17 protein-coding genes and 1 pseudogene are annotated in these 22,634 nt (G+C 61.2%); 7 read left to right on the top strand and 11 right to left on the bottom strand.

What is annotated here, in order from left to right; all coding sequences use genetic code 11:
• The first annotated feature begins 84 nt into the window (after positions 1 to 84).
• On the top strand, positions 85 to 1,413 hold the full coding sequence (locus tag AB5Y64_RS05530; protein WP_053288733.1) for an IS4 family transposase: 1,329 nt from the start codon (positions 85 to 87) through the stop codon (positions 1,411 to 1,413).
• 51 nt (positions 1,414 to 1,464) lie between these two features.
• On the opposite strand, the gene frdD is transcribed toward AB5Y64_RS05530, so the two are convergent.
• The 7 genes and pseudogenes from frdD to mscM all read right to left on the bottom strand — a co-directional run bounded on the left by frdD (position 1,465) and on the right by mscM (position 11,404).
• Positions 1,465 to 1,821: a fumarate reductase subunit FrdD gene (gene frdD / locus AB5Y64_RS05525; RefSeq protein WP_010673803.1), complete on the bottom strand. Its 357-nt coding sequence runs from the start codon at positions 1,819 to 1,821 to the stop codon at positions 1,465 to 1,467.
• A gap of 112 nt (positions 1,822 to 1,933) precedes the next feature.
• Entirely contained in the window at positions 1,934 to 2,332 is a 399-nt protein-coding gene (locus AB5Y64_RS05520; RefSeq protein WP_049636550.1) for a fumarate reductase, read from the bottom strand.
• A gap of 16 nt (positions 2,333 to 2,348) precedes the next feature.
• The gene (locus AB5Y64_RS05515; protein WP_042065016.1) at positions 2,349 to 3,083 is read right to left on the bottom strand and encodes a succinate dehydrogenase/fumarate reductase iron-sulfur subunit; all 735 of its coding nucleotides are present in this window, start codon (positions 3,081 to 3,083) and stop codon (positions 2,349 to 2,351) included.
• Complete coding sequence (frdA, locus tag AB5Y64_RS05510; protein ID WP_180907189.1) at positions 3,076 to 4,860, bottom strand: fumarate reductase (quinol) flavoprotein subunit; 1,785 nt, start codon at positions 4,858 to 4,860, stop codon at positions 3,076 to 3,078. Before frdA ends, AB5Y64_RS05515 begins: the two co-directional genes overlap by 8 nt.
• 515 nt (positions 4,861 to 5,375) lie before the next feature.
• Positions 5,376 to 7,253: pseudogene (locus tag AB5Y64_RS05505) on the bottom strand (methyl-accepting chemotaxis protein).
• A gap of 156 nt (positions 7,254 to 7,409) precedes the next feature.
• Complete coding sequence (locus AB5Y64_RS05500; protein ID WP_043156366.1) at positions 7,410 to 8,087, bottom strand: glycerophosphodiester phosphodiesterase; 678 nt, start codon at positions 8,085 to 8,087, stop codon at positions 7,410 to 7,412.
• Positions 8,088 to 8,116: 29 nt separating this feature from the next.
• On the bottom strand, positions 8,117 to 11,404 hold the full coding sequence (mscM, locus tag AB5Y64_RS05495; RefSeq protein ID WP_109422498.1) for a miniconductance mechanosensitive channel MscM: 3,288 nt from the start codon (positions 11,402 to 11,404) through the stop codon (positions 8,117 to 8,119).
• A 153-nt stretch (positions 11,405 to 11,557) separates the two neighbouring features.
• Between mscM and AB5Y64_RS05490 the strand changes: the two genes are divergently transcribed.
• Complete coding sequence (locus AB5Y64_RS05490; RefSeq protein WP_119196906.1) at positions 11,558 to 12,892, top strand: MATE family efflux transporter; 1,335 nt, start codon at positions 11,558 to 11,560, stop codon at positions 12,890 to 12,892.
• Between the two features lie 87 nt (positions 12,893 to 12,979).
• Here AB5Y64_RS05490 and AB5Y64_RS05485 read toward each other — a convergent pair whose 3' ends face one another.
• Complete coding sequence (locus tag AB5Y64_RS05485; RefSeq protein ID WP_010673811.1) at positions 12,980 to 13,807, bottom strand: M23 family metallopeptidase; 828 nt, start codon at positions 13,805 to 13,807, stop codon at positions 12,980 to 12,982.
• 137 nt (positions 13,808 to 13,944) lie between these two features.
• On the opposite strand from AB5Y64_RS05485, the gene AB5Y64_RS05480 reads away from it, so the two are divergent.
• Complete coding sequence (locus tag AB5Y64_RS05480) at positions 13,945 to 14,106, top strand: hypothetical protein (protein WP_180911452.1); 162 nt, start codon at positions 13,945 to 13,947, stop codon at positions 14,104 to 14,106.
• Positions 14,107 to 14,292: 186 nt separating this feature from the next.
• On the top strand, positions 14,293 to 15,075 hold the full coding sequence (locus tag AB5Y64_RS05475; protein ID WP_048208643.1) for a BPSS1780 family membrane protein: 783 nt from the start codon (positions 14,293 to 14,295) through the stop codon (positions 15,073 to 15,075).
• A gap of 61 nt (positions 15,076 to 15,136) precedes the next feature.
• On the opposite strand, the gene AB5Y64_RS05470 is transcribed toward AB5Y64_RS05475, so the two are convergent.
• A complete protein-coding gene (locus tag AB5Y64_RS05470; RefSeq protein ID WP_109111949.1) occupies positions 15,137 to 16,051 on the bottom strand; it encodes a LysR family transcriptional regulator in 915 nt (304 codons plus the stop codon).
• A 120-nt stretch (positions 16,052 to 16,171) separates the two neighbouring features.
• On the opposite strand from AB5Y64_RS05470, the gene AB5Y64_RS05465 reads away from it, so the two are divergent.
• From AB5Y64_RS05465 to oxyR, 3 genes are all read left to right on the top strand, one after another.
• Entirely contained in the window at positions 16,172 to 17,029 is an 858-nt protein-coding gene (locus AB5Y64_RS05465) for a Vmh family MBL fold metallo-hydrolase (RefSeq protein WP_103243579.1), read from the top strand.
• A 74-nt stretch (positions 17,030 to 17,103) separates the two neighbouring features.
• Positions 17,104 to 17,748 (top strand): DsbA family protein, encoded by a 645-nt coding sequence (locus AB5Y64_RS05460; RefSeq protein ID WP_043155970.1) that lies wholly within the window; start codon positions 17,104 to 17,106, stop codon positions 17,746 to 17,748.
• 129 nt (positions 17,749 to 17,877) lie between these two features.
• Complete coding sequence (oxyR, locus tag AB5Y64_RS05455) at positions 17,878 to 18,774, top strand: DNA-binding transcriptional regulator OxyR (RefSeq protein WP_010673817.1); 897 nt, start codon at positions 17,878 to 17,880, stop codon at positions 18,772 to 18,774.
• A gap of 70 nt (positions 18,775 to 18,844) precedes the next feature.
• On the opposite strand, the gene AB5Y64_RS05450 is transcribed toward oxyR, so the two are convergent.
• Both AB5Y64_RS05450 and AB5Y64_RS05445 read right to left on the bottom strand, forming a co-directional pair.
• On the bottom strand, positions 18,845 to 21,334 hold the full coding sequence (locus tag AB5Y64_RS05450) for a penicillin-binding protein 1A (protein WP_124244331.1): 2,490 nt from the start codon (positions 21,332 to 21,334) through the stop codon (positions 18,845 to 18,847).
• 284 nt (positions 21,335 to 21,618) lie between these two features.
• Positions 21,619 to 22,633 (bottom strand): IS630 family transposase gene (locus AB5Y64_RS05445; RefSeq protein ID WP_279988401.1). Its coding sequence is split into 2 segments (ribosomal slippage): positions 21,619 to 22,185 and positions 22,187 to 22,633, totalling 1,014 coding nucleotides; the frame shifts between segments, so codons are not numbered across the junction.
• Position 22,634 lies beyond the last annotated feature (1 nt).

The following is a 22,634-nucleotide window of genomic DNA, read 5'->3' as shown; positions in this document are numbered from 1 at the left end:
TAATGCCGATCAGTTAAGGATCCATTGACCGATCCTCAGGCTGTGTAAGAATCCGAAACTCCTTGTTGGGTTTCGGATTTTTTTATGCGTATCGACCAAGCTCTCGACTTCATTCACGCCTGTCCTCCCGGAAAGTTTGAGTCCCTGTCTGACCTGCTGTCACCTGAACTGGTGCAGGCTTGCTTGGCCGAGACGGGCTCCGTCTCCTTGCGCCGACGGCGCATGCCCATGGAGCGGGTGCTATGGGCCATTATCGGGATGTCCTTGTTTCGTCATGTCCCTATGGCCCAGCTGGCCAACCAGCTCGATATCCTGTTACCCGGCGACCGGCCGTTTGTCGTCCCCAGCGCCTTCATCCAGGCGCGCCAAAAACTGGCTGACCAAGCCGTTCGACAGGTGTTCCAGCAGACCGCCACACTCTGGCATCAGCAGTGTCAGCACCCCACCTGGGCCGGCTTGCAGCTGCTGGCCGTGGACGGGGTGGTCTGGCGCACGCCCGATACTCCGGACAATGCCGGCGCCTTTGCCAAGTCGAAAACCGTCCAGGGGGAGACGCAATATCCCCAGGTCCGCATGTTGTGTCAGATGGAGCTGACCAGTCATCTGCTGACCCAGACAGTGATGGACTCCTGTGCGGTAAACGAGATGGTGTTGGCAGAGCAACTGATTGAAAAAACACCCGATAATAGCCTGACCCTGTTCGATAAGGGCTTCTACTCACTGGGGTTACTCCATGCCTGGCAACGCCAGGGCGTAGCGCGTCACTGGCTTATTCCGCTGAAAAAGGGGGCTCAATACGAGGTCATCCGCAAGCTGGGGCGGCAGGATGTGCTGGTACGCCTCAGTGCCAGTCCGCAGGCCAAGAAGAAGTGGAGCGAGTTGCCGGAGCAGTTCGAAGCCCGGCTGCTGACCCGGACGGTAAACGGCAAGGAGCGGCAGGTGCTGACCTCGCTCACCGACCCGCTGCGCTTCCCGGCCAGCGAGTTGATGGAGCTATACCAGAATCGCTGGGAAATCGAGCTGGGCTATCGGGAGATGAAACATAGCCTGCAACAGCACCGGCTGACGCTGCGCAGCAAGAAACCCGATGGAGTAAGGCAGGAGCTATGGGGCTTGGTATTGGCCTATAACCTACTGAGATATCAGATGGTTAGGATGGCGGCGAGCTTAAAGGGCTATACGGCCAGCCAGTTGAGCTTTCACATGGCATCGGTGTATCTGCTGCATGAACTCAGTTGCCTGCCGTTTGTGTCACCGGGCATGGTTCCAGGGCGTGTCGCTGAGTTGGACAAACAGGCAGAGCAGTTCAAGTTACCCGCCCGCCGAGAACGAAGTTACCCAAGGTGCATCAAAGCCAAACCACAGAAGTATGCGACGAGAAAACCTAGTAAAAACAATGCCAGTCAGGCTTAACTGACTGGCATTAGGGCACTGGGCCCGGTTTGTTATGCAGTCAGGATGTGCTTACTGGAGCACCAGCACCATCAGCAGGCCGACGGTGATGGCGGACACCAGGAAGGCGAAGCCATAGAACACATAGTGGTGCAGCTTGGTGGTGTGGATCCCCAAGTCATGCAGGCCGTGGTAGATGCGGTGCATGCCGTGCCAGACGGGCAGGGCGATAATGACCAGCAGGATGCAGGCACCCCACCAGGAGCTGGCGAATGCCAGCACGCGCTCGTAGCTCATGGTCTCCACGTCCATGATACCCATGGGCACCAGCAGACCTGTGATGAGGACAATGACCGGCAGCAGCATGGCAACCACCATGCCACCCGCACCAAACAGACCCCAGTATATTGGCTCGTCAGAACGTCTCATATTTTTTCCTCAAATCATGATTGAGTGATCGTGGCCAACGTTTCTGAGTGAGAACCCGGTACCAAACAGACACCAATAACCGGGTTCGTCAGAACGTCTTATGGTTTTCTCATCAGGCCACGATGATCAGGACAAGCAGGGATACCGCCGCCAGCGCCACATACTGGGCGATGACGATCGGCTTCTCCGGCACCAGGTCTTCGCCACGGAAGATGCGCATGGCTTTCGGGGCCAGTGCGAACCAGGTCTTGGCGTGGAACAGGCAGGCAGCCAGGGCGATGACGTGGAACAGGATGGCAATGGGGCTTTGCAGGGATTCCAGCCAGCCGTTGAATGCCTCCTGACCCTGTACCAGGCGCAGCAGACCCCACATCAGCACGACGGCGTAGATGGAGACGAAGATGCTGGTGCCTTCGCGGATCATGTAACCGGTGTAGAAGGCATTCTTCAGCCACCAGTCTTTCTTCATTTCGCGCACGTAGGGCTTACGTTTGCTCTGGGTGTTGTTCATGGTCTCACTCCTGGTCTCAATCCGGCTTGAACATGGCGATCATGTAGTCCTTGGCGCTCTCGACCTTGCCAAGCTGGATGGCGGCGGCCGGATCCACGCCCTTTGGGCACACTTCGGAGCAGTAGCCCACGAAGGTACAGCCCCAGACGCCCTCGTCCTGGCTGATGATCTTCATCCGCTCCCTGGACGCGCTGTCGCGGTTGTCGGCGTTGTAGCGATAGGCCAGCGCCAGGGCCGCCGGACCGGTGAACTTCTTGTTGATGCCATATTGCGGGCAGGCCGCGTAGCACAGACCGCAGTTGATGCACATGGAGAACTGATGATACTTCGCCATGTCAGCCGGCGTCTGGGTGTACTCGCCATCGCACAGGCTGCGCGGCTCGGACGGGATGATGTAGGGCTTGATGCTCTCCAGCTTCTCGATGAAGTCGGACATGTCGACCACCAAATCGCGCTCGATGGGGAAGTTGTTGAGCGGCTCGATAGTCATCTTGCCCGGCAGGTAGTCCCGCAGGAAGGTCTTGCAACCGAGTTTCGGAATGCCGTTGACCATCATGCCGCAGGAGCCGCAGATCGCCATCCGGCAGGACCAGCGGAAGCTCAAGGTGGAGTCCAGATGATCCTTGATGTATTGCAGCGCATCCAGCAGGGACATCTCTTTGAGGTAGGGCACCTGGAAGGTCTGCATCCAGGGCTCGTTATCCTGCTCTGGTCGGTAGCGCAGGATTTCAATTTCGATCATCTCAGCCATTCTTCTTAGCCTCGTCTTGTTTCTCACCCTCGGAACCGTACACGCGCTTGGCCGGTTGGGATTTAGTGATCTTCACATCGGAATAGTCGATGGTCGGGGCCCCTTCGCCGTTGTAGAAGGAGAGAGTGTGCTTGAGGAAGTTGACGTCATCGCGCTCCTCGTAACCGTCCAGACGCTGGTGGGAACCGCGGGACTCTTTGCGGTTGATGGCGGAGTGCGCCATGGCTTCCGCCACGTCCAGCATGTAGCCCAGCTCAATGGCGTACAGCAGGTCGGTGTTGAAGACCGAGGACTTGTCGTTGATCTTGATCTTCTTGTAGCGGGCTTTCAGCTCGTTGATCTTGTCGATGGTGCCCTGCATCAGCTCTTCGGTACGGTAGATACCGACACCGGCTTCCATGGACATGCCCAGTTCGTTGCGGATATCCGCCGGGTTTTCGGTGCCGTCGATGTCCAGCAGGGAGAGGTGCTGCTTGATGAGCGCCTCGGCCTTGGCGACCAGCGCCTGGGTGTTGCCGTGTTGCTGGGTGGCGGCAAACTCGGCTGCCTGCTCACCGGCCACCTTGCCGAAGACCACGATCTCGGACAGGGAGTTGGAACCCAGACGGTTGGCGCCGTGCAGACCGACGGAGGCACATTCGCCAGCGGCATAGAGACCGGCCAGACGAGTGGCGCACTTGCCGTCGGTTTCGATGCCACCCATGGTGTAGTGGGCGGTCGGACGTACCGGAATCGGCTCATTTACCGGATCCACACCCACATAGGCCTTGGCCAGTTCGCAAATGAAGGGCAGACGCTCTTTCAGGTACTTCTCGCCAAGGTGGCGCAGGTCGAGGTGAACCACGTCGCCCATGGGGCCCTGGATAACGCGGCCTTTTTGCTGCTCCTGCCAGAAGGCCTGGGAGAGACGGTCGCGCGGACCCAGCTCCATGTGCTTGTTCTTTGGCTGGCCGACCGGGGTTTCCGGGCCCAGACCGTAATCTTGCAGGTAGCGATAGCCATCCTTGTTGAGCAGGATGCCACCCTCACCACGACAACCTTCGGTCATCAGGATGCCGGTGCCCGGCAGACCGGTCGGGTGATACTGGACGAACTCCATGTCCCGCAGCGGTACGCCGTGGCGGTAGGCCAGGGCCATGCCGTCACCGGTGACGATGCCGCCGTTGGTGTTGTAGCGATAGACACGACCTGCGCCGCCGGTGGCCAGCACCACGGACTTGGCCTGGATGAAGCGGGTGATGCCGTTCTGGATGTCAAAGGTGACGACACCCTGGACGCGGCCATCTTCCACGATGAGATCCAGACAGAAGTGCTCGTCGAAGCGCTTGATGGTCGGGTACTTGATGGAGGTCTGGAACAGGGTGTGCAGGATGTGGAAGCCGGACTTGTCGGCGGCGAACCAGGTGCGGGGGATCTTCATCCCGCCGAAACGGCGCACGTTGGCCTTGCCGTCCGGTTTGCGGCTCCAGGGGCAACCCCAGTGCTCCAGCTGGATCATCTCGTTGGTGGCGTTGTTGACGAAGTACTCGACTACGTCCTGCTCACACAACCAGTCACCACCGGAGACGGTGTCGTTGAAGTGGTTTTCCAGGGAGTCGTCATCACGGACGACGCCTGCGGCGCCACCTTCGGCGGCCACTGTGTGGCTGCGCATCGGATAGACCTTGGAAATCAGGGCGATTTCCAGCTCCGGGTGGGCTTCTGCAATGGCGATTGCGGCACGCAGGCCACCGCCACCGGCACCGATGATGGCAACATCGGTCTTGATAATATCCACATCTGCCTCCTTAGGGATAGATTTGCTGGGCACGATTTTGCTCTATGAAAAAAATTCAGGCTTGATGCAAGTCAAACTGGTTTGTTTTAGTGCTTGGCAACGGTGATTTTTATTACAACCACCCCATTCCTTGGATGAAAATGCCGTCATTATCGCCATCCATCAGTGATCTGGATCAGCCGTACTCGCTACTCTGGTGATTTTAACTCCAAGATTATACGTAGTTTTCTTTCAAAAAAATGAGAAATGCCTCTCTTTTTGGGTATTACCCATAAAGTTTTTAAGTTTTTTATCAAAACAGTTTAATGATAACTATTATCACGATGACATATCGAGGTTAGGCATCAAAAAAGTAATGCGAATATAGCCATGACAGACTGGGCCCGTCTCCCACACATGGGCAAAAGGAGATGTCGATCACAGGGTTTAGGGTCTCGAAAGGGGATTATAACCGTTGAAACAAAAAGGGTTTATAAAAAAAGGGGCCTGAACGGCCCCTTTCTTCCCATAGTCGATCAGATGCGGAACATGCCGACCTGATTATTCAATTCACCTGAAATATTTTTAAGCTGGGCCGACAGATTGCGGGAGCTGTCCGCATCCACTGCCAGCTCGTCCGAGACATCCTTTACCGCCTGGATGTTGCGGCTCACTTCGTCGGTGACGGCACGCTGTTCCTCGGCGGCGCTGGAGATCTGGGTCGCCATGTCGGAGATCTGGTTGATGGAGGTGGTGATCTGCTCCAGCGCCTGGGTCGCATCGTTGGCATCTTCCACGCTGTTCTGGGCCAGCAGCTGACCCTCGTGCATGGTACTGACGGCGCCCTGGGTGTTGCGCTGCAGGGTCTCAATCATGCTGCGGATCTCGACGGTGGAGCTGTGGGTGCGCTGGGAAAGCACCCGCACCTCGTCGGCCACCACGGCAAAGCCGCGTCCCTGCTCGCCAGCCCGGGCGGCCTCGATGGCGGCGTTGAGCGCCAGCAGGTTGGTCTGCTCGGCGATGCCCTGGATGGTGGAGAGGATGGTGTTGATCTCCTGGGCGTTCTTCTCCAGTTCCTGAATGATGCCTGAGGCCTGCTTGACCTGGGTGGCGAGATCCGTGATGGAGCGCTGGTTGCGGGCAATCACCTGCTTGCCGTGCTCGCAACTGCTGGAGGAGCTGCGGGCCGCTTCCGCGGTCTGCTCGGCATTGCTGGCCACTTCGACGGCGGTGGCGGACATCTCGTGCACTGCGGTCGCAATCTGGGAGATCTCGTTTTGCTGGCGGGCCAGCCCCTGGTTGGATTTCTCCGCCATGTCGTGGGAAGACCTGGCCTGCTGGTTGAGCTGGGTGGAGGAGTTGGAGATGTCCTGCACCATGACGTGGATGCGCTCGATGAAGGTGTTGACGTGCTTGGCGACGGTACCGACCTCGTCTTCACGCTCGATCTTGATGCGACGGGTGAGATCGCCGTTGCCGCGGGAGAGATCGGCAATTGCCTCGCCCAGGGTTTTCAGCGGCGCCAGGGAGCCGTTGATGGCGACATAGGAGAAGCCCGCCACGATGAGGATGGTCAGCAATCCCTGAATGAGGGCGGAGGTGACCATGCGGGAGACGGACTGGTAGGCGACCGCTTCATCCACCACGATGCCGAAATACCAGTTGGTGTTGGGGATCTCGGTGAGGTCGAATACGCTCGCCTTGCCGCTGATATCCATCTCGGAGATGGTGTTGTCATGGGCCAGCTCGTTGACCTTGGCTGCCGTCAGTTCCGGGGAGATGGCGGTGGCGGGTTTGAGGGTCAGATCCTTGTCCGGGTGGGCGATGATGGTGCCGTTGCTGTCCACCAGGATGGCATAGGTGCCTTCCGAGTTCATGGCGAGCACGTCTTTCACCAGACCGTCGATGGAGACGTCACCGGCGATGACGCCGTCGGTGTTGCCGCGACTGAAGGGCTCGGCGATGGTGATGATGAGCTGGCCGGTGGTGATGTCGGCATAGGGGGCCGTGATGGCGAGCTTGCCGGCGGCCATGGCGTCCTTGTACCAGGGGCGCTGGCGCGGATCATAGCCGGCCGGCAGATCGGTCGGCTTGCTCTGGATCATCCGGCCATCCTTGGTGCCCACGTAGACGAGATCGAAGTTGCCCGCATTCATGGACTGGGCCAGGTGGCTGAGGGGCTCGTCTTCCTTGGCGAAGGCTTCCTTGGTGGCGGTGACGAGATTGATGCGGGCGTCGAGCCAGCGGGAGATCCCCTTGACGTTGGCGACCGAGCTGTCGTCGATGAAGCTCCAGATCAGCCGCTGGGTTTCACTGCGCAACTGGGAGGTGTTTTACCAGACCTGCAGGCCGGTGATGACCAGAATGATGGCCCCGATGGAGAGGACCAGCTTGTTCTTGATGGATAGGTTCATGTTTACATCCTTGTGAGCGTCAGTCAGAGATCCATGGTGTTTGTTATTGTTATGAGCCAACTCTGTATCGGCTGGCTATGGACTTTATGTATCCCGGTGCACCGCATTTTTTCAATTCTTTTCACCTCCTTGTGGCCTGCCAGGCCGCGCCGATACTCAGCTGAATCGATCTGGCCGGTTGGTGAAGATGCCATCGACACCCATGCTGGCGAGGGCGCTCCCATCACTCACTTCGTCGACTGTATAGACCAGGATCTTGAGCCCCCGGCGATGGGCATCCGCCACCAGGGTCTCGTCGACGAAATCCACGTCGCAGTTCAGTGACCAGGCCCCCAGCGTCTCGGCGAAGGCGGCGCCGTCGAGGGGCAGGCTGGCCGTGAGGGCGCCGATCCTGATTTCCGGTCGCAGTCCCTTGAAGCGTAACAGCTCGGGATGATGAAAGGAGGAAACGATCCAGTGCGCCTGGGTAAAGCCAAGCTCGGCCTCGGCCCGCCTGGTCAGGGCGGCCACCGGCTCGGCGGTGTGGGCGCCCTTGAGCTCGATGTGCAGTTCGCAGCGCCCCGCCACCAGTGCCATCACCTGCCACAGGGTCGGGATCCGCTCCCCGTCCCCTGCATCCAGGCTCGCCAGGTACTCCCGGGATTGCCCGGTCAGCACACCTTGGCCGTTGGTGCAGCGCTCCAGCCGCCGGTCGTGGAAGACCCAGAGCTCTCCGTCGGCCCACTGCACGTCCAGCTCGATGGCTTTGGCACCCAGATCCAGCGCCAGGCTCATCGCCTTGAGGGTATTCTCCGGGGCCAGGCCGCTGGCACCGCGATGGGCAATGATCTGCATGATGGCTCCTGTTGTCGTCTTTGGGGGCTTCATCCCCGGCTCATCCGGATGTCGATCTGCTGATGTGGCAGATGCATGCCGACCTGGCCGAGTTTCTCCAGGATCAGGGAATGTACCTCGTGCGTAATGGGCATCCGGTGATCCATGTTGTTGACGTAGAGCCGGATCTCGTAGATGAGGGCCGAGTCGGTGAACTCGATGAGGAACACCTCCGGGGCGGGCGTATCCAGCACCAGGGTGGACTCGCGCACGCTCTGCTCCAGCAGTTGCTGTACCTGCTTGGGATTCTGGGTCAGGCCGATGCGAATGCGCAAGCGGACCCGGGTGATGGCATCGGACAGGGACCAGTTGATGAACTGCTCGGTGATGAAGGCCTTGTTGGGGACGATGATCTCTTTCCTGTCCCAGTCCACTATGGTGGTGGCGCGGGTTTTGATCTTGGTGACGGTGCCGGTGAGATCCCGGATGGTGACGGTGTCACCCAGGCGGATCGGTTTTTCGAACAGGATGATGAGGCCGGAGACGAAGTTGGCGAAGATCTCCTGCAACCCGAAGCCCAGCCCCACGGAGAGTGCTGCCACCAGCCACTGGGTCTTGGACCAGTCGATGCCGAGCATGGAGAAGCCGGTGAGGGCGCCAATCAGCAGTACCAGGTACTTGCTCACCGTGGTGAGGGCGAAGCCGGTGCCTGGGGAGAGGCTCAGGTGCTGGAGCAGGGTGAGCTCCATCAACCCTGGAAGGTTGCGGGCGGTGACCACCGTCAGGATGAAGGCGAAGACGGTCAGCATCAGATCCTGCAGGGTGATGGCGGAGAGCTGCTCGATGCCGGCCACCTTGCTGCTCACCTGCCACACCTCGATGCTGCTGAGGAAGCTGAATGCCGAGTTGAGATCCGACCATTGCACCACCACCAGCATGGTGAAGCCCAGCATCAGCAGGGTGCGCACCAGGCCGAGGGACTGGGCGCTGATGGTATCCAGATCCAGCTCGGGCTCCTCCACCACATCGGGGATCTCGGAGCTGAGATCGTCCTCTTCCCGCTCCCGCTGCGCCAGGATCTCGGCCCGCTTCTGCTTGGCGCGATCGAAGGCGAGTCGGCGGCGCTGGATCAGCATCCAGCGGTGGGCCAGATAGTAGACGAGCAGGCAGCCGAGCCCCGCCAGCAGGCTCAGCTCCAGCTGGCGCAGCAGGGTGCGGGAGGTGTAGAAGTAGCCGAACAGGGCGCCCAGCACCGCCAGCAGCGGGGCCAGCATCAGGCTGTTCCAGATGAAGTGGTGCAGCAGATGGGGCTTGGTCATGTCTGCCTGACCCCAGGTGAGGGGCAGTTTTTCCCGGTTGAGGCGGGCAAAGAAGAGCAGCAGCCAGAGGGCCCCAATGATGAAGGCGAGGCGTCCCAGGGAGTCGTAGAAGGCGTGTTCCTGATAGCTGCTCGCCATGCCCTGTACGAAGAAGCTCGGGATCAGCACCAGCAGCAGGGTACGAAATTGTCCCCATACTCGCTGCACCCGCTCCTTCTGCCAGCGGAAGTGGAGGATGAGGATCCCCTTCTCCAGAGTGAGGTGGCGCGCCACCAGCAGGGCCAGCAGCAGGAACCAGATTTCACCCAGGCCCCGGGCCACCGCCACCGCGAAGGGATATTGCCAGGCGCCGTCCAGCAGGCCGTGCACCATGAGCACCATGGCGGGCAGCGGCAGGGCGGCGAGCACGGAGCGCACCAGCAACCGGCTGGTGAGGCTGAACTTGTCCTGGGTTACCTTGCCGATGCGCGGGGCAATGTACTGGCTGTATTGAATGAGGTGGCGGGCCAGTTTCAGCCAGCACCAGGCCAGCCCCAGCAGCCCGAGGCCAGCCAGGGTCAGGCTCAGGGGGTTGTTCTCGGCGATGGCCCTGGGCAGTTGCAGCCAGTTGGCCGGATTGAAGGCAAGGCCGAGGGCGGCCGGGACGCCGAGCAGCACCGCCGGGCTCAGGGGGCGCACGTCCGGCATCCAGAACAGATGGCTGGCGCTGAGTTCGCGGATCTCGTCGATCTTGCTGTTCTGGCGGCTGTAGAGCAGCTTGAGGCGGGTCTGCTCCTGAATGAGGGTATCGGAGGCATCGTTGAGCCGGGTCAGCAGTTGCCGTCTCGCCTTGAGCAGGTTGTCCAGCACGGCGCGCTGGGCCCTGTCCAGGGTGATGCCGTCTCCACTGAGCAGGCTGTTGCGCAGCTGGACCGGATCCTTCAGGGCATCCTGCTCGGTCTCGTACTGGTATTTGGCCATACGCGCCTTGACGATGGCTGACTCCAGCCGCTCCAGCGGGAAGTAGGCGGGCAGATCGGCCAGCTTGCTGCGCAGGTTCTCGCCGTAGGCGTTGCTTATCTGCAACCACTCCAGCTGTTCGCGCACCGAATTGACCAGCTCGTTGAGCCCGGAGAGGGAGGTGTCCACCCCCCGCTGCTCGTCCTGCACCCGTTCAATCTGGTCCTCGAGGGCCCCCAGTTGGAGGGAGAGGGCCTGGTTTTGCTGCTGCTGCTCCTGCAAGAGGGGGAGGTCAGAGGTGAGCTGGCGGCGCAGGCGTTCACTCTCGGCCAGGGCCTGCTCGGTCTTGTCCCGGCGCAGCTGGTTCTGCTGGGCAAGCAGACTGGTCTGCCACTCATCCTCGTCGGTGATGGCGAGGTTGAGCTCCTGCAGCTTGAGCTTGCCCAGATCGTTGCGCTGCTGGGCGGAGAGCTGCTCCAGCTCCAGCATCTGGATCCGGTCGGAGAGGCTCTGCTCCTTGAGGCGGGTGGCCAGTTGCTGGGCCTCCTGCAACCTGTCCGACTCGTTGCTGAAGCTCAGGCGATCGAGCAGGGAGCGGGTCTGGAGCAACTGCTTGCGCAACTCGTCGACCCGCTGGTGATACTCCTGGCCCGTGCTCTCCAGCTGGTTGAGGCTGTCGGTCACCGCCTGACGCTCCTTGCGCAGGTTGAGCTGGCGGTTGCTGCTCAGGCTGATGGCCTGGCGCAGGGCATCCTCCTTGAGGGAGGAGAGGGACGGGCGGGACTGGGGCTGATAGTTGTGCAGCCCCTCCTTGAGACGGGCGGACTCCTTGGGGTAGTCGATGAGGATCTGCTGGTAGGCCTTGCCCTGTTCCCGGTAGCGCTGGGCATCCCGGGCATATTGCAGCGCCTGCTGGTAGCTCTCCCGCAGTTGCTGGTTTTCCGGGGTATCCGTCTTGGGGACGCTTTGCAGCAGCTCCTCTACCTGAGTGATGGCATCATCGGCCTGGACAGCGGAGAAGGGGAACAGGCTGAGACAGAGCATCAGACAGAGCATCAGACAGAGCAGGCGTTGCAACATGGCGCACGTTTCCGTTCAGGAGAAGTCGCCCTAGCCTAAAGCAGGGGCCGGGGCGGGTAAAGCCCTCAAGATGATTGATCCACGGCACAAATAACGGGTGATCCGGGTCTTGTTTGGCTATTATTCTGGCCGTTCCCCTTCATTGAGCAATTTATGTCCTCCGTCGATCTGGGCACGGCCCCCCTTTCCCGCCTCTTCTTGCGTTACGTCACCCCCACGGTGGCCGCCATGCTGGTCACCGGCATCTATGTCACCATAGACGGCATCTTCGTCGGCCATATCCTGGGCCAGGACGGGCTGGCCGGCATGATGCTGGCGTACCCCATCTGCGCCGTGCTCTACGCGGTGGGGGCCCTGATCGGCATGGGATCTTCGTCGCTGGCCTCCTTCTATCTGGGCAAGGGGGAGCAGGCCAGGGCGCGCCACATCGTCGGCAATGCCCTGGTGATGGTGCTCATCGCTTCCGCGCTGCTCGCCTTCATTGGCATTCGTTACGGCAAGGCCATGCTTGTCTGGATGGGGGCGCAGGGGGTCATCTTCGACGCAGGCTTCGCCTATCTGCAGTGGTACGCCTGGCTCGGGGTGTTCGCGGTGCTCTCCATGGCCTTTACCGCCCTGCTGCGCAACGACGGGCGACCCGGCCTCACCACCTGGGTCCTGGTGGGGGGCGGCGTGCTCAACGTGCTGCTCGACTACCTGCTGATGGCGGTGATCCCCTGGGGGCTGGCGGGGGCCGCCATCGCGACCATGCTCTCCCAGGCGGTCACCGGAGGCCTGTGCCTGTGGCACTTCTTTACCCCCCGCAGCCAGTTGCGCATTCGCTGGGATACCCTGGTGCCCGACTGGCGGCTGATGGGGGAGACATTGCGACTCGGGGTGTCGAGTTTTCTGATGTACCTCTACCTCTCGGTGGTGCTAGCGCTGCACAACAAGGCGCTGCTCTCGGTGGGCACTTCGCTGCATGTGGCCGCCTATGGGGTCATCAGCTACAGCGAGGCCTTCTTCTATCTCATCTTCGAGGGGATCGCCATGGGCATCCAGCCTATCGCCAGCTTCAATGCCGGGGCGGGCAACTGGTCGCGAGTGCTGCGGGTGCGCAACCTGGCATTGGGAGTGACCATGGCGGTGGCACTGTGCGGGATGATCCCGCTGTATCTGTGGCCGGAGGCAGTGGTTTATCTGTTTGCGGGGGACAATGCTGCCCTGTTGCCGGTGGCGACCCTCGGTATCTGGCTCTACTTCTGGGGGCTGCCCATGGAAGGCTTGCTGCTGGTGGGGGCCACCTATTTCCAGGCCATCAACCGGGCCCGCATCGCTTCCCTGCTCACCGGCGGCAAGTTGGTGCTGATCGGCGGTTTCCTGTGGGGCTTCTCCTCCCTGTGGGGAGTGGCCGGTGTCTGGCTGGCGCTGCCCACTTGCAGCACTCTGCTGGTCCTGGTGATGTGGCGGGCGATGAACAGGGAGGGGCGCCAGCACAGCGCTGCCTGAGATGTGGTCATGCGTCCATGAAAAAGGCAGCCTTGGCTGCCTTTTTCATTTTGAGTGCCCCTGCCTGTGGGCGGCAGGTCGCCGGCCTCAGGGCTTGAAGGCGCCGATAAAGATGGCGGGGTCGACGCGGGCGTCGTTGAGGCTGACGTTCCAGTGCATGTGGGGACCGGTGGCGCGGCCGGTGGCGCCGACCCGGCCGACGATGCCGCCGCGGGGCAGGCTCTGGCCCAGCTTCACGTCCACCTTCGACATGTGACAGAACATGCTGATGAGGCCCTGGCCGTGGTCGACGAACACCGTATTGCCGTTGAAGAAGTAGTTGCCGATGAGGATGACCTTGCCAGCGGCTGGTGCCTTGATGGGAGTGCCGGCTCCGACCGCGAAGTCGAGGCCGGAGTGGGGGTTGCGCTCCTCGCCGTTGAAGAAGCGGCGCAGCCCGAAGGGGCTGGAGAGCGGGCCCTGGACCGGCTTGTCAAACAGCAGGTTGCTCGGCTGAGCCGGGCTGAAGGTCTGGTAGGCGCGGGTCTGTTCGGCAAGCTCCCGGTTGATGCGGGTCATGTCTTCGGCCAGCGGATTGACCTGGCGGCTGTTCTTGAGCTTGATGTGCTGCTCACGGTAGTGCTTGGTGCCGACCTTGAAACTCAAGGTGCGGCCATCGCTGGTGGTCACCTGATGGGGGCCGGGCGCGCTCTTGAGCGGGATGCCGACGATGGCGATCCACGTCTTCCCGTCTTCCTGTACCACCAGCACAGGCTTGTCCTGATAGCGCACTGCGGGCGCCTTGGCCCCGCTTCCCAGTGGTACCACGGCCACGCCCCCCGGCACCGGGTGGTTGAGCAGGCGGCTGATAAACCCCGGTTCGGCGTGAAGCGCAGGGCTGCCGAGCAGCAGGAGAAGAAAGAAGAGGCGGCGCATGATGGCTCCATCGGATCAGGGGGAAAGCAAGAGGGGGGAGATGATGCCACATTCTGGCGGTGCTGTCCGTCAACCGTGGCCGATAAACTCATCGGCTGCGGCCCAGAAGGACGCAACGGACACGCCATTGCAGCGAGGTGAATGCTCTGGTTGCGGGGATCCGCTTTCCCTTCGACCTTGCCAGCCTGAGCAGGGGGCCGCTGCGCTACCGCATCTTGGGGGCGCTCGCGAGCGACAACCGTTTCATCACCACCAGCCTGGTCGGGGTCGGGGTGGGCATGGCCGGACAGGGGCCCTGACCCCTATTCCATTCGATACCGCCATCGCGGTACCCTACTCGGCGGCGACCCAGGTCACCGACTGCAAGATGAGGCTCTCCCCGACCCGGTTGCCGGGCCAGGTAGTACGCACCGGCCCCATCATGGTCACGGTGAGCGTGTCCTGAGGAGACGCCGCTTCGCCCCTATTTTTCGACGAGGTCAATGATGAACAGTGACAGGGCCCTGCGCCACGAACCCAAACGCCATGGCATAGGACAGGGCTGGATCTGGATCCGTACCGGATTCGACATCTTCAACAAGGGGATGGGTGCCAGCGTGGCCATGATAGTGCTCTGGTTTGTGGTGGGCATCGTGTTGGATCAGCTGCCAGCGGGGGGCTTGATCTCCCAGTTGCTCTATATGGTGTGGGGGGCTGGCTGGGTGGCGGTGGCGCGGCGGGGTCACCAAGGCGAGGCGCTGCAATTTGGCGACTTCTTTGCCGGTTTCCGCCATCGGTTGACCCCCTTGATGCTGGGGGGCCTGATGGTGCTCGGCCTCATCATGGGGATCCTGATGATCTGCGTATTCCTGCTGCACCAGTGGGGACTCACCGGCCTGTTGTCCGCGGATCCGGGCTCCCTGGCGCTGACCCCGGAGCAGGCACAGGGCTTCCTCGTCTGCGCCCTGGTGGGATTGGCACTGTTCGTTCCCGTGCTGATGGCCATCACCTTCGCCCCCGCCCTTATCCTCTTCCATCAGGTCGGGGTCTGGCAGGCAGCCAGGCTCAGCTTCAAGGGATGTCTGCGCAACATGTGGCCCTTCCTCTGGTGGGGGCTGCTCGGGGCCGTGCTGATCTTCTTTGGCGCACTCCTGATGCTGGTGGGCCTGCTGGTGGTGCTGCCTGCCATCAACTACTCCATCTATGCCGCCTATCACGACATCTATCTGGAGGATCAGGAGGCCGAGGAGGGAGAGACCCCGGTCAAGGCATTCGGTTTCGAAGCCTGACCGGGCACAGGATGGAGCAAAGAGGGGCCGCGAGGCCCCTTTTTTGTGCGGCTCGCAGGGATCAGAGAGAGGGAGGGGCTTCCTGCCACAGGGGATCGTCCGCCATCCGCTCCACGAGAAAGTCGAGGAAGCTGCGCAGCAGGGGGGACATCTGTTTGCGGGTGCCATAAACGGCATAGACGCCGAGGCGCTTGGGCTGCCACGGGGTGAGCAGGGGGACCAGGGCGCCGCTTGCCAGATGGGGCTGAACCGAGTAGGCGGGTTGCAGGCTGATCCCCGCCCCGTCCAGGGTGGCGGCCAGCAGCAGGTTGGAGATGTTGGCGCTGAGGTTGCCACTCACCGGGACGGATTCGGGACCATCGGGCCCCAGAAACTCCCACAGGCTCTTGCCGAAATAGGTGTAGGTGAGGCAGTTGTGCAGTGCCAGATCCTGCACCTGCTGCGGCGGAGCATGGCGGGCCAGGTAGGCGGGGCTGGCGCACACCACTGAGTGGCAGGTGCCGAGCCTGCGGGCCACCAGGTTGGGATCGAGGTCGTTGGTGATGCGCAGGGCGAGATCGATTCGCTCCTCCACCAGATTGACCGTCCGGTCCAGCAGCAGGATGTCGATCGCCGTGCCGGGGTAACGGGCCAGGTAGTCGTTCGCCGCCCCGACCAGCAGGGCTTCGGAGAGAGAGTAGCTGCAGGTGATGCGCAGTTGCCCCTTGGGGGCCTCGTCATGGCGGATGGCCAGGTGTTCCATCTCTTCCCCCAGGGCCAGCATGGCTCTGGCCCGGTTCAGCGCCTCTTCTCCCGGCCCGGTCAGGCTCAGCCGGCGGGTGGTGCGGTGCAGCAATCTGGCCCCCATCCAGCGTTCCAGCTCGGCAAGGTAGCGCGACACCATGGCGCGGGACATCTCCAGTTTCTCCCCGGCGCCGCTCAGGCTGCCCTGTTCCACCACGCAGACGAAGACCCGCAATGCGGTCAGCCTATCCATCTTGTGCCCCTATATGCTCGATTTGTGCAACAGTGATGCGCCCATTATGCGGTATTTGTATCGATGGTGATGCAATAAACTGCGCTCATTCCATTAATCCACACCGATGAGCGTTATCTGATGAACAACACACTGCGTACCCTGACCCTGACCAGCCTCCTGATGACGGGTTCCGCCCTGGCGGCCCCCCTGACCGTGACCGTCTACAACCCCGGCGAGAAGGCGATCTTCCCCGTCTCCTCCTCACTGGTAACCGGTGACAAAGAGGCCATCCTGATCGATGCCCAGTTCGACGTGCAACATGGTCAGGCGCTGGTGGACATGATCAAGAAGAGCGGCAAGAAGCTGACCACTGTCTATATCAGTGCCGGTGACCCCGACTTCTACTTCGGTCTGGAACCCGTCATGGCGGCGTTCCCGGATGTCAAGGTGTTGGCCGACCAGCATGTGGTCGACCATATCAAGCAGACCAAGGATGCCAAGCTGAGCTACTGGGGCCCGATCCTGGGCAAGGATGCACCCAAGAGCCTGACCGTGCCGCAAGTGATGACGGCCAGCCACCTGACGCTGGATGGCGAGAAGATTGACATCAAAGAGATGAACACCCCGAATGCCTACCTCTGGGCCCCTTCCATCAAGACGGCCTTTGGTGGTGTGCCGGTCTACAGCGGCGTGCATGTCTGGATGGCGGACAGCCAGTCCAAGGCCGCTCGCAGCAACTGGGTCAAGGCGCTGAACAACCTGCTGGCCCTGAAACCCGAGCGTGTGGTGCCGGGTCACTTCCTGGGAACTGCGCCCAAGGGTACCGAAGCCGTGACCTTCACCCGTGACTACGTGCAGCGTTTTGAGCAGGAGCTGGCCAAGACCAAGCACTCCGGCCAGTTGATTGAAGCGCTGAAGAAGGCTTACCCCTCCCTGCCGGTCGACGATGGCCTGGCCATCGGTGCCAAGGTCAATACCGGCGAGATGAAGTGGTAACTCCCTGACGCCTACATCCCTGTGTTTTTTTCCGGGCCCGAGGGCCCGGTTTTTTATCCAGCATTGAAGCGAGAATGATGATGAACGAAGCGCAAACAACCCTCCATTATGTCTATGACCCCCTCTGTGGCTGGTGCTATGGCGCCGCCCCCCTGCTGAAAGCCGCTGCCGAGATCCCGGGCCTTCGCATCGAACTGCATGGGGGGGGCCTCTGGATGGGCGCCAGGCGCCAGGCCATGGGACAGCCCCTGCGGGACTATGTGCGCCCCCATGACGAGCGCATCCATGCCCTCACCGGACAGCGCTTTGGTGAGCGCTACTTCAACGAGCTTCTGCTCAACGAGTCACTGCTCCTCGACTCCGAGCCGCCCATACGCGCCGTTCTGGCGGTGAGCGAGCTTGGCGGCGACGGCCTTGCCTTGTTGCACCGCATCCAGGAAACCCACTACCGGGATGGGGAATGGGTCGGTTCCCCGACACGGCTGGCGGCGCTCGCGCGGGAGCAGGGGCTGACACCGGAAGCATTCGCCCTGGCCTTTGGTCGGGTCGATCTTGTGGGCCATCTGGCCACAAGCCAGGCGTGGCTGCGCCGGCTCGGCGGGCAGGGGTTCCCGACCCTGGGATTGATGCAAGGGGAGCGCGTCGTTGCGCTGCCTGTCTCCTCCTATCTGGGAGAGCCAGCGGCGTTCGCGGATCACATCACCTCCCTGATGGGGTGAGTCTCTCGCCCATCGCCTGCGGCTTGTCAAAGGAGAGGGAGAGGGCAGACCCGTCTGCGCGCCTCCCTTGTCCCCCGCACCGTTCTTGTGCATGCTATCGGCCTCATTGAACGGCAGGATGCAGTACCTATGAACCTTCGCGATCTCGAATATCTGGTAGCGCTGGAAGAGGAGAAACACTTTCGCAAGGCAGCGGAGCGCTGCTTTGTCAGCCAGCCGACCCTGAGTGGCCAGCTGCGCAAGCTGGAAGATGAACTGGGAGTGATCCTCATCGAGCGCACCTCCCGCAAGGTGCTGTTCACGCCCGCCGGCGATGCCATGGCCCGTCAGGCGCGCAAGGTGCTCAAAGAGGCGCGAGAGCTCAAGAGCATAGGCCAGCACTTCGCCGAGCCCATGTCCGGGGAGATCCACATCGGTTTCATTCCCACCGTGGGCCCCTACCTGCTGCCCCACATCATCCAGGATCTGCGTGAACACTTCCCCAAGCTGGAGTTCTACCTCTACGAAGATCAGACCCAGGTGCTGCTCAAGCGGCTGGAGGAGGGGGAGCTGGATTGCCTCGTGCTGGCGGAGCTGGAAGGGATGGAGGGGTTTGGCGCCATCCCCCTCTATCAGGAGCCCATGTGGCTGGCCGTGCCTCAGCATCACCCGGAGGCGAGCGCCAAGGCGGTGCCCCTGCACAATCTCAAGGGCAAGAAATTGCTGATGCTGGCCGACGGTCACTGCCTGCGGGATCAGGCGATGGGTTTCTGTTTTGCCGCAGGCATCGGTGAGGATCAGCGCTTCAAGGGCACCAGTCTGGAGACCTTGCGCAACATGGTCGCCGCTGGCAGCGGCATGACGCTGGTGCCCAGGCTCGCCGTGCCCGCCAACCCGGAGGAGGGGGGCGTCAGCTATCGCCCGGTAATCAACCCCGTGCCGGGGCGCACCATCTCCCTGCTCTATCGTCACTACTCGGTGCGCCGCCCCTGCTTCAATGAGCTGGCGGCCCGCATCTCGAGTCTGATGAAAGCCCTGCTGGGCTGACGCAGCCCGCTCGTCATCCCGAAACAAAAACCGGCGCCTGGTCGCCGGTTTTTGTTGTTTCCAGGGGGACCTAGAAGATGTCGTCGGTGGAGACGGGGCCGTCTGTGGTCGCATCGTCACCGCCATACACCTGGTTGCCATCGGAGATCTGGCTCGCGTAGCGGGTGGGCTCTGTGCCCTCTTTGAAGAACTCCTCCGTGGTACTGCCATCGGCGCGATTGGTCAGCAGACCGGTTTCACGATCGATGCGGACCTGCATGATCCCTTCGGGGACCGGCATCTTGCGTTCGGGCACCTGGTGCAGAGCCGTCTTCATGAAGTCAATCCAGATGGGCTGGGCGGCACCGCCGCCAAACTCGGCCCGGCCCAGACCGCGCTGGTGGTTGTCAAAACCGATCCAGGAGGTGGCCACCAGATTCGGGGTATAGCCGGAGAACCAGGCATCCCGGGATTCGTTGGTGGTCCCCGTCTTGCCCGAGATGTCGTGACGCTTGAGGTCACGGGCTGCCCGCCAGCCGGTACCACGCCAGCCATTGCCACCCCAGATGGCGGTGGTCAGGGTGTCGGTGATGAGGAAGGCGCTCTGGGCACTGATGGTCTGCGGTGCCATGTTGTTGGGCACGACAGGATCGATGGGGCACTGGGCCTTCCAGTCTGCCGTGGTATTGGCATAGGCATCCGCGCTGTCGAGACCGGCGGCGGCCAGCACGCCGCAGTCGCGGCAGGCGGCGGCCGGGTTGGCCTCGAAGAGGGGGGTGCCGAAGCTGTCGGTCACTTCGGTGATGAAGTAGGGGGTGACCTGGAAGCCGCCATTGGCCAGCACCGAGTAGCCGCGCACCACTTCCAGCGGGGTAAACTCCGCCGCACCCAGCGCCAGGGATTCGTTGGCGGAAATGTGATCACGGGCGAAGCCGAAGCGGGTCAGGCCGTCGATATAGGTATCCAGCCCGATGGCGCGCATCAGGCGGACCGACATCACGTTCTTGGACTTGGCAAGGCCGAGGCGCAAGGTGGTCGGCCCTTCATAGATGGCGGGCGAGTTCTTGGGCTGCCACATGGGGCCCTTGGCAGGATCCCACTGGTTGATCGGTGCATCGTTGATGAGGGACGCCAGGGTATAGCCCTGCTCCAGCGCGGTGGCATAGAGGAAAGGCTTGATGTTGGAGCCGACCTGACGACGGGCCTGATCGACCCGGTTGAACTTGGAGAGCTCGAAGCTGAAGCCGCCGACCAGGGCCTCGATGGCGCCGTCTTGCGGGTTCATGGCCACCAGGGCGGCGTTGACGTCGGGGATCTGGGAGAGCAGCAACTCTTCCCCTTTCTCCCTGACCCAGATCTGGGCGCCGACTTTGAGCACATCTCGCGCCGATTTAGGGGCAAAGCCCTGGCGATCGTCGGTGATGAAGGCACGCGCCCACTTGATGCCATTCCAGCCCAGTTCGGCCTGTTTGCCATTCTTGAGCACCAGGGTGGCGCTCTTGTCGCCGAGCTGGGTGACCACGGCGGCCATCAGGGGCTGATAGGTCGGCTGCTTGGCCAGATGGGCCATGATCTGCTCGTAGTCCCAGGCCGTTTCACCGGCTTTCCACAGCAAGGCGGTCGGGCCACGGTAGCCGTGGCGGGTGTCGTAGTCGAAGACACCGTCCAGCAGCGCCTGATGGGCGGCGCGCTGACGCTTGGCGGTGACGGTGGTGTAGACGTGCAGCCCCATGGTGTAGGCATCTTCACCAAACTGCTCCACCATCTTCTGGCGCACCATCTCGCTCAGATAAGGGGCGTTCAGCGTGGTCTCAGCACCGTGAAAACGGGCCTTGATCGGCATCTTGGAGGCTTCGTCATACTGGGCCTGGGTGATTTTGCCGGTTTCCAGCATGCGACCCAGTACCACGTTGCGGCGGGCGAAGGCGCGCTCCGGGGAACGGATCGGGTTCAGCATGGAGGGTGCCTTGGGGAGACCCGCGATGATGGCGATCTCGTCCAGGGTGAGATCCTTGACCTCCTTGCCGAAGTAGACCTGGGCGGCCGCGCCGACCCCGAATGCCCGGTAGCCGAGGGGGATCTTGTTGAGATAGAGGGTGAGGATCTCGTCCTTGGAGAGGTTCTGCTCGATACGCCAGGCGAGGAACACTTCCTTGATCTTGCGTACCAGGGTCTTCTCGTTGCTCAGGAAGAAGTTGCGAGCCACCTGCTGGGTAATGGTACTGGCGCCCTGGCGCGCCTGGCCGGAGACGGCCCAGACGGTGGCGGCACGGATGATGCCGATGGGGTCTATGCCCGGGTGCTCATAGAAGCGGGCATCTTCGGTGGCGAGTACGGCATCGATCATGGACTGGGGTATTTCGTCCAGCCGCAGGGGGATGCGACGAATTTCGCCAAACTGGGAGATCAATTCCCCGTCCCGGCTGTAGACCTTCATGGGGGTAGCCAGTTTGACATCGCGCAGGGCGCTGACATCCGGCAACTGGGGCTTGATGTAGAAGTAGATGCCGATGAGGCTGGCAACGCCCAGCACAGCACCCAGCATCATGACAATAAACAGGCGAACGAGCCATTTCAGCATGGAAGAACTACCAATCGTCTTAAAATTAGCCAACGGGCGCAGAGTATAGCCTTTTTACCCTCGCGGATTCGAGGTTTTCCTGTCCGCAAACAGGCGACCCCGAGAAGAGGCGGGAGGGTAGCACTCTAGGGCACAATTACCAAGGGGGCCGCAATCAAGGCCGAAAGGAGAGGGACGTCAACTTTTGACACAAACTTTATGACATTGATAGATAGAGCATTATATTGAGTTAAGCCGTCACATCATGACGCGCTGTCCTACAATAATACCAATCGGATTAAACATTAGGTCAGTTTTATCCAATCTCGGCTACAAAGTGACATCACCCGCTCCACATCGGCAATAAAGTGCTTCCAGGCCGATGTGCAGGCATCAAGGATGTCGTCGTAATCCTTGAAGCTGCGATTAGCCAACACATGCTGACGAAGCCAGCTCCATACCTGTTCAATGGGATTGAGTTCGGGAGAATAGGGAGGGAGCTTGATCAGGCTGAGATTGGGGAAGTCATCCGCACATTCCATGGTATGCCATCCGGCGCCGTCCATGATCACCACCGCATGACGACCCGGCTTTGTTCGTGCTGCAATCAGTGCCAAGTGCTGCTTCATCACCTCCCGGTTTACCAGAGGACTGAGCAAGGCTTCCGTTGTCCCGGTTGCAGGGCAGACGGCACCGAAGAGATAGACGTACTCGAATTGTTGTTGCTGAATAGCTCGGGGGCGACTGCCACGCCTGGCCCACAGTCGGGTAGTCGTATTTTGTTGACCAAACCGGGCTTCGTCCTGAAACCAGACATCGACATTGGCAAGCGCAACATGACCCGGGATGTTAAGGATCGTTTCCAGCTGGAAGTTTTTTAAAAGCTTCCTGCACCTGCCCATCCTGCTTCGGATGTCGTGAGCGACTGGTTATCCAGGAAAACCCCAGCTCTCTGAGGAGGCGGTAGACATTGGAGAGTTCATAGGCCACACCAAACTCTCGTTCGATATACGTTTGAATATCAGTACCTTGCAGTCGTCCCCCGATGGCCAGCCGGCTTTGTTGGTCGATATATTCGCTAAGCTGGGATAGCTGTTCGGCGCCGAGCTTGGCGGGTCGGCCTGGTGGACGGACACTATCCAGCCCCGCCACGCCGTGTAGCAAGAAGTTGCTCACCCATTTGTTGACACTTGTGCGGCTGACTTTGAGAAAGCGGGCAATGTCAGTTCTGGAATGACCTTCTTGAAAGTGTGCTAACGCCAGGAATCGCATGCGTTTCCTGGCGTTGGTTTCTGCCTTGGCGAGGGCCAAGAAATCGATT

The organism is Aeromonas sp. R5-1, from assembly GCF_040908265.1.
Taxonomy (GTDB): domain Bacteria; phylum Pseudomonadota; class Gammaproteobacteria; order Enterobacterales; family Aeromonadaceae; genus Aeromonas; species Aeromonas caviae.
The sequence above is the reverse complement of the archived record's forward strand: the minus strand, read 5'-3'. Positions and strand labels throughout refer to the sequence as shown.

What these genes read in the sequence shown, in the direction of transcription:
- AB5Y64_RS05530 (WP_053288733.1), top strand. Translation starts at nt 85, where the DNA reads ATGCGTATCGACCAAGCTCTCGACTTCATTCACGCCTGTCCTCCCGGA.
- frdD (WP_010673803.1), bottom strand. Translation starts at nt 1,821, where the DNA reads ATGAGACGTTCTGACGAGCCAATATACTGGGGTCTGTTTGGTGCGGGT.
- AB5Y64_RS05520 (WP_049636550.1), bottom strand. Translation starts at nt 2,332, where the DNA reads ATGAACAACACCCAGAGCAAACGTAAGCCCTACGTGCGCGAAATGAAG.
- AB5Y64_RS05515 (WP_042065016.1), bottom strand. Translation starts at nt 3,083, where the DNA reads ATGGCTGAGATGATCGAAATTGAAATCCTGCGCTACCGACCAGAGCAG.
- AB5Y64_RS05500 (WP_043156366.1), bottom strand. Translation starts at nt 8,087, where the DNA reads ATGCAGATCATTGCCCATCGCGGTGCCAGCGGCCTGGCCCCGGAGAAT.
- mscM (WP_109422498.1), bottom strand. Translation starts at nt 11,404, where the DNA reads ATGTTGCAACGCCTGCTCTGTCTGATGCTCTGTCTGATGCTCTGTCTC.
- AB5Y64_RS05490 (WP_119196906.1), top strand. Translation starts at nt 11,558, where the DNA reads ATGTCCTCCGTCGATCTGGGCACGGCCCCCCTTTCCCGCCTCTTCTTG.
- AB5Y64_RS05485 (WP_010673811.1), bottom strand. Translation starts at nt 13,807, where the DNA reads ATGCGCCGCCTCTTCTTTCTTCTCCTGCTGCTCGGCAGCCCTGCGCTT.
- AB5Y64_RS05475 (WP_048208643.1), top strand. Translation starts at nt 14,293, where the DNA reads ATGAACAGTGACAGGGCCCTGCGCCACGAACCCAAACGCCATGGCATA.
- AB5Y64_RS05470 (WP_109111949.1), bottom strand. Translation starts at nt 16,051, where the DNA reads ATGGATAGGCTGACCGCATTGCGGGTCTTCGTCTGCGTGGTGGAACAG.
- AB5Y64_RS05465 (WP_103243579.1), top strand. Translation starts at nt 16,172, where the DNA reads ATGAACAACACACTGCGTACCCTGACCCTGACCAGCCTCCTGATGACG.
- AB5Y64_RS05460 (WP_043155970.1), top strand. Translation starts at nt 17,104, where the DNA reads ATGATGATGAACGAAGCGCAAACAACCCTCCATTATGTCTATGACCCC.
- oxyR (WP_010673817.1), top strand. Translation starts at nt 17,878, where the DNA reads ATGAACCTTCGCGATCTCGAATATCTGGTAGCGCTGGAAGAGGAGAAA.
- AB5Y64_RS05450 (WP_124244331.1), bottom strand. Translation starts at nt 21,334, where the DNA reads ATGCTGAAATGGCTCGTTCGCCTGTTTATTGTCATGATGCTGGGTGCT.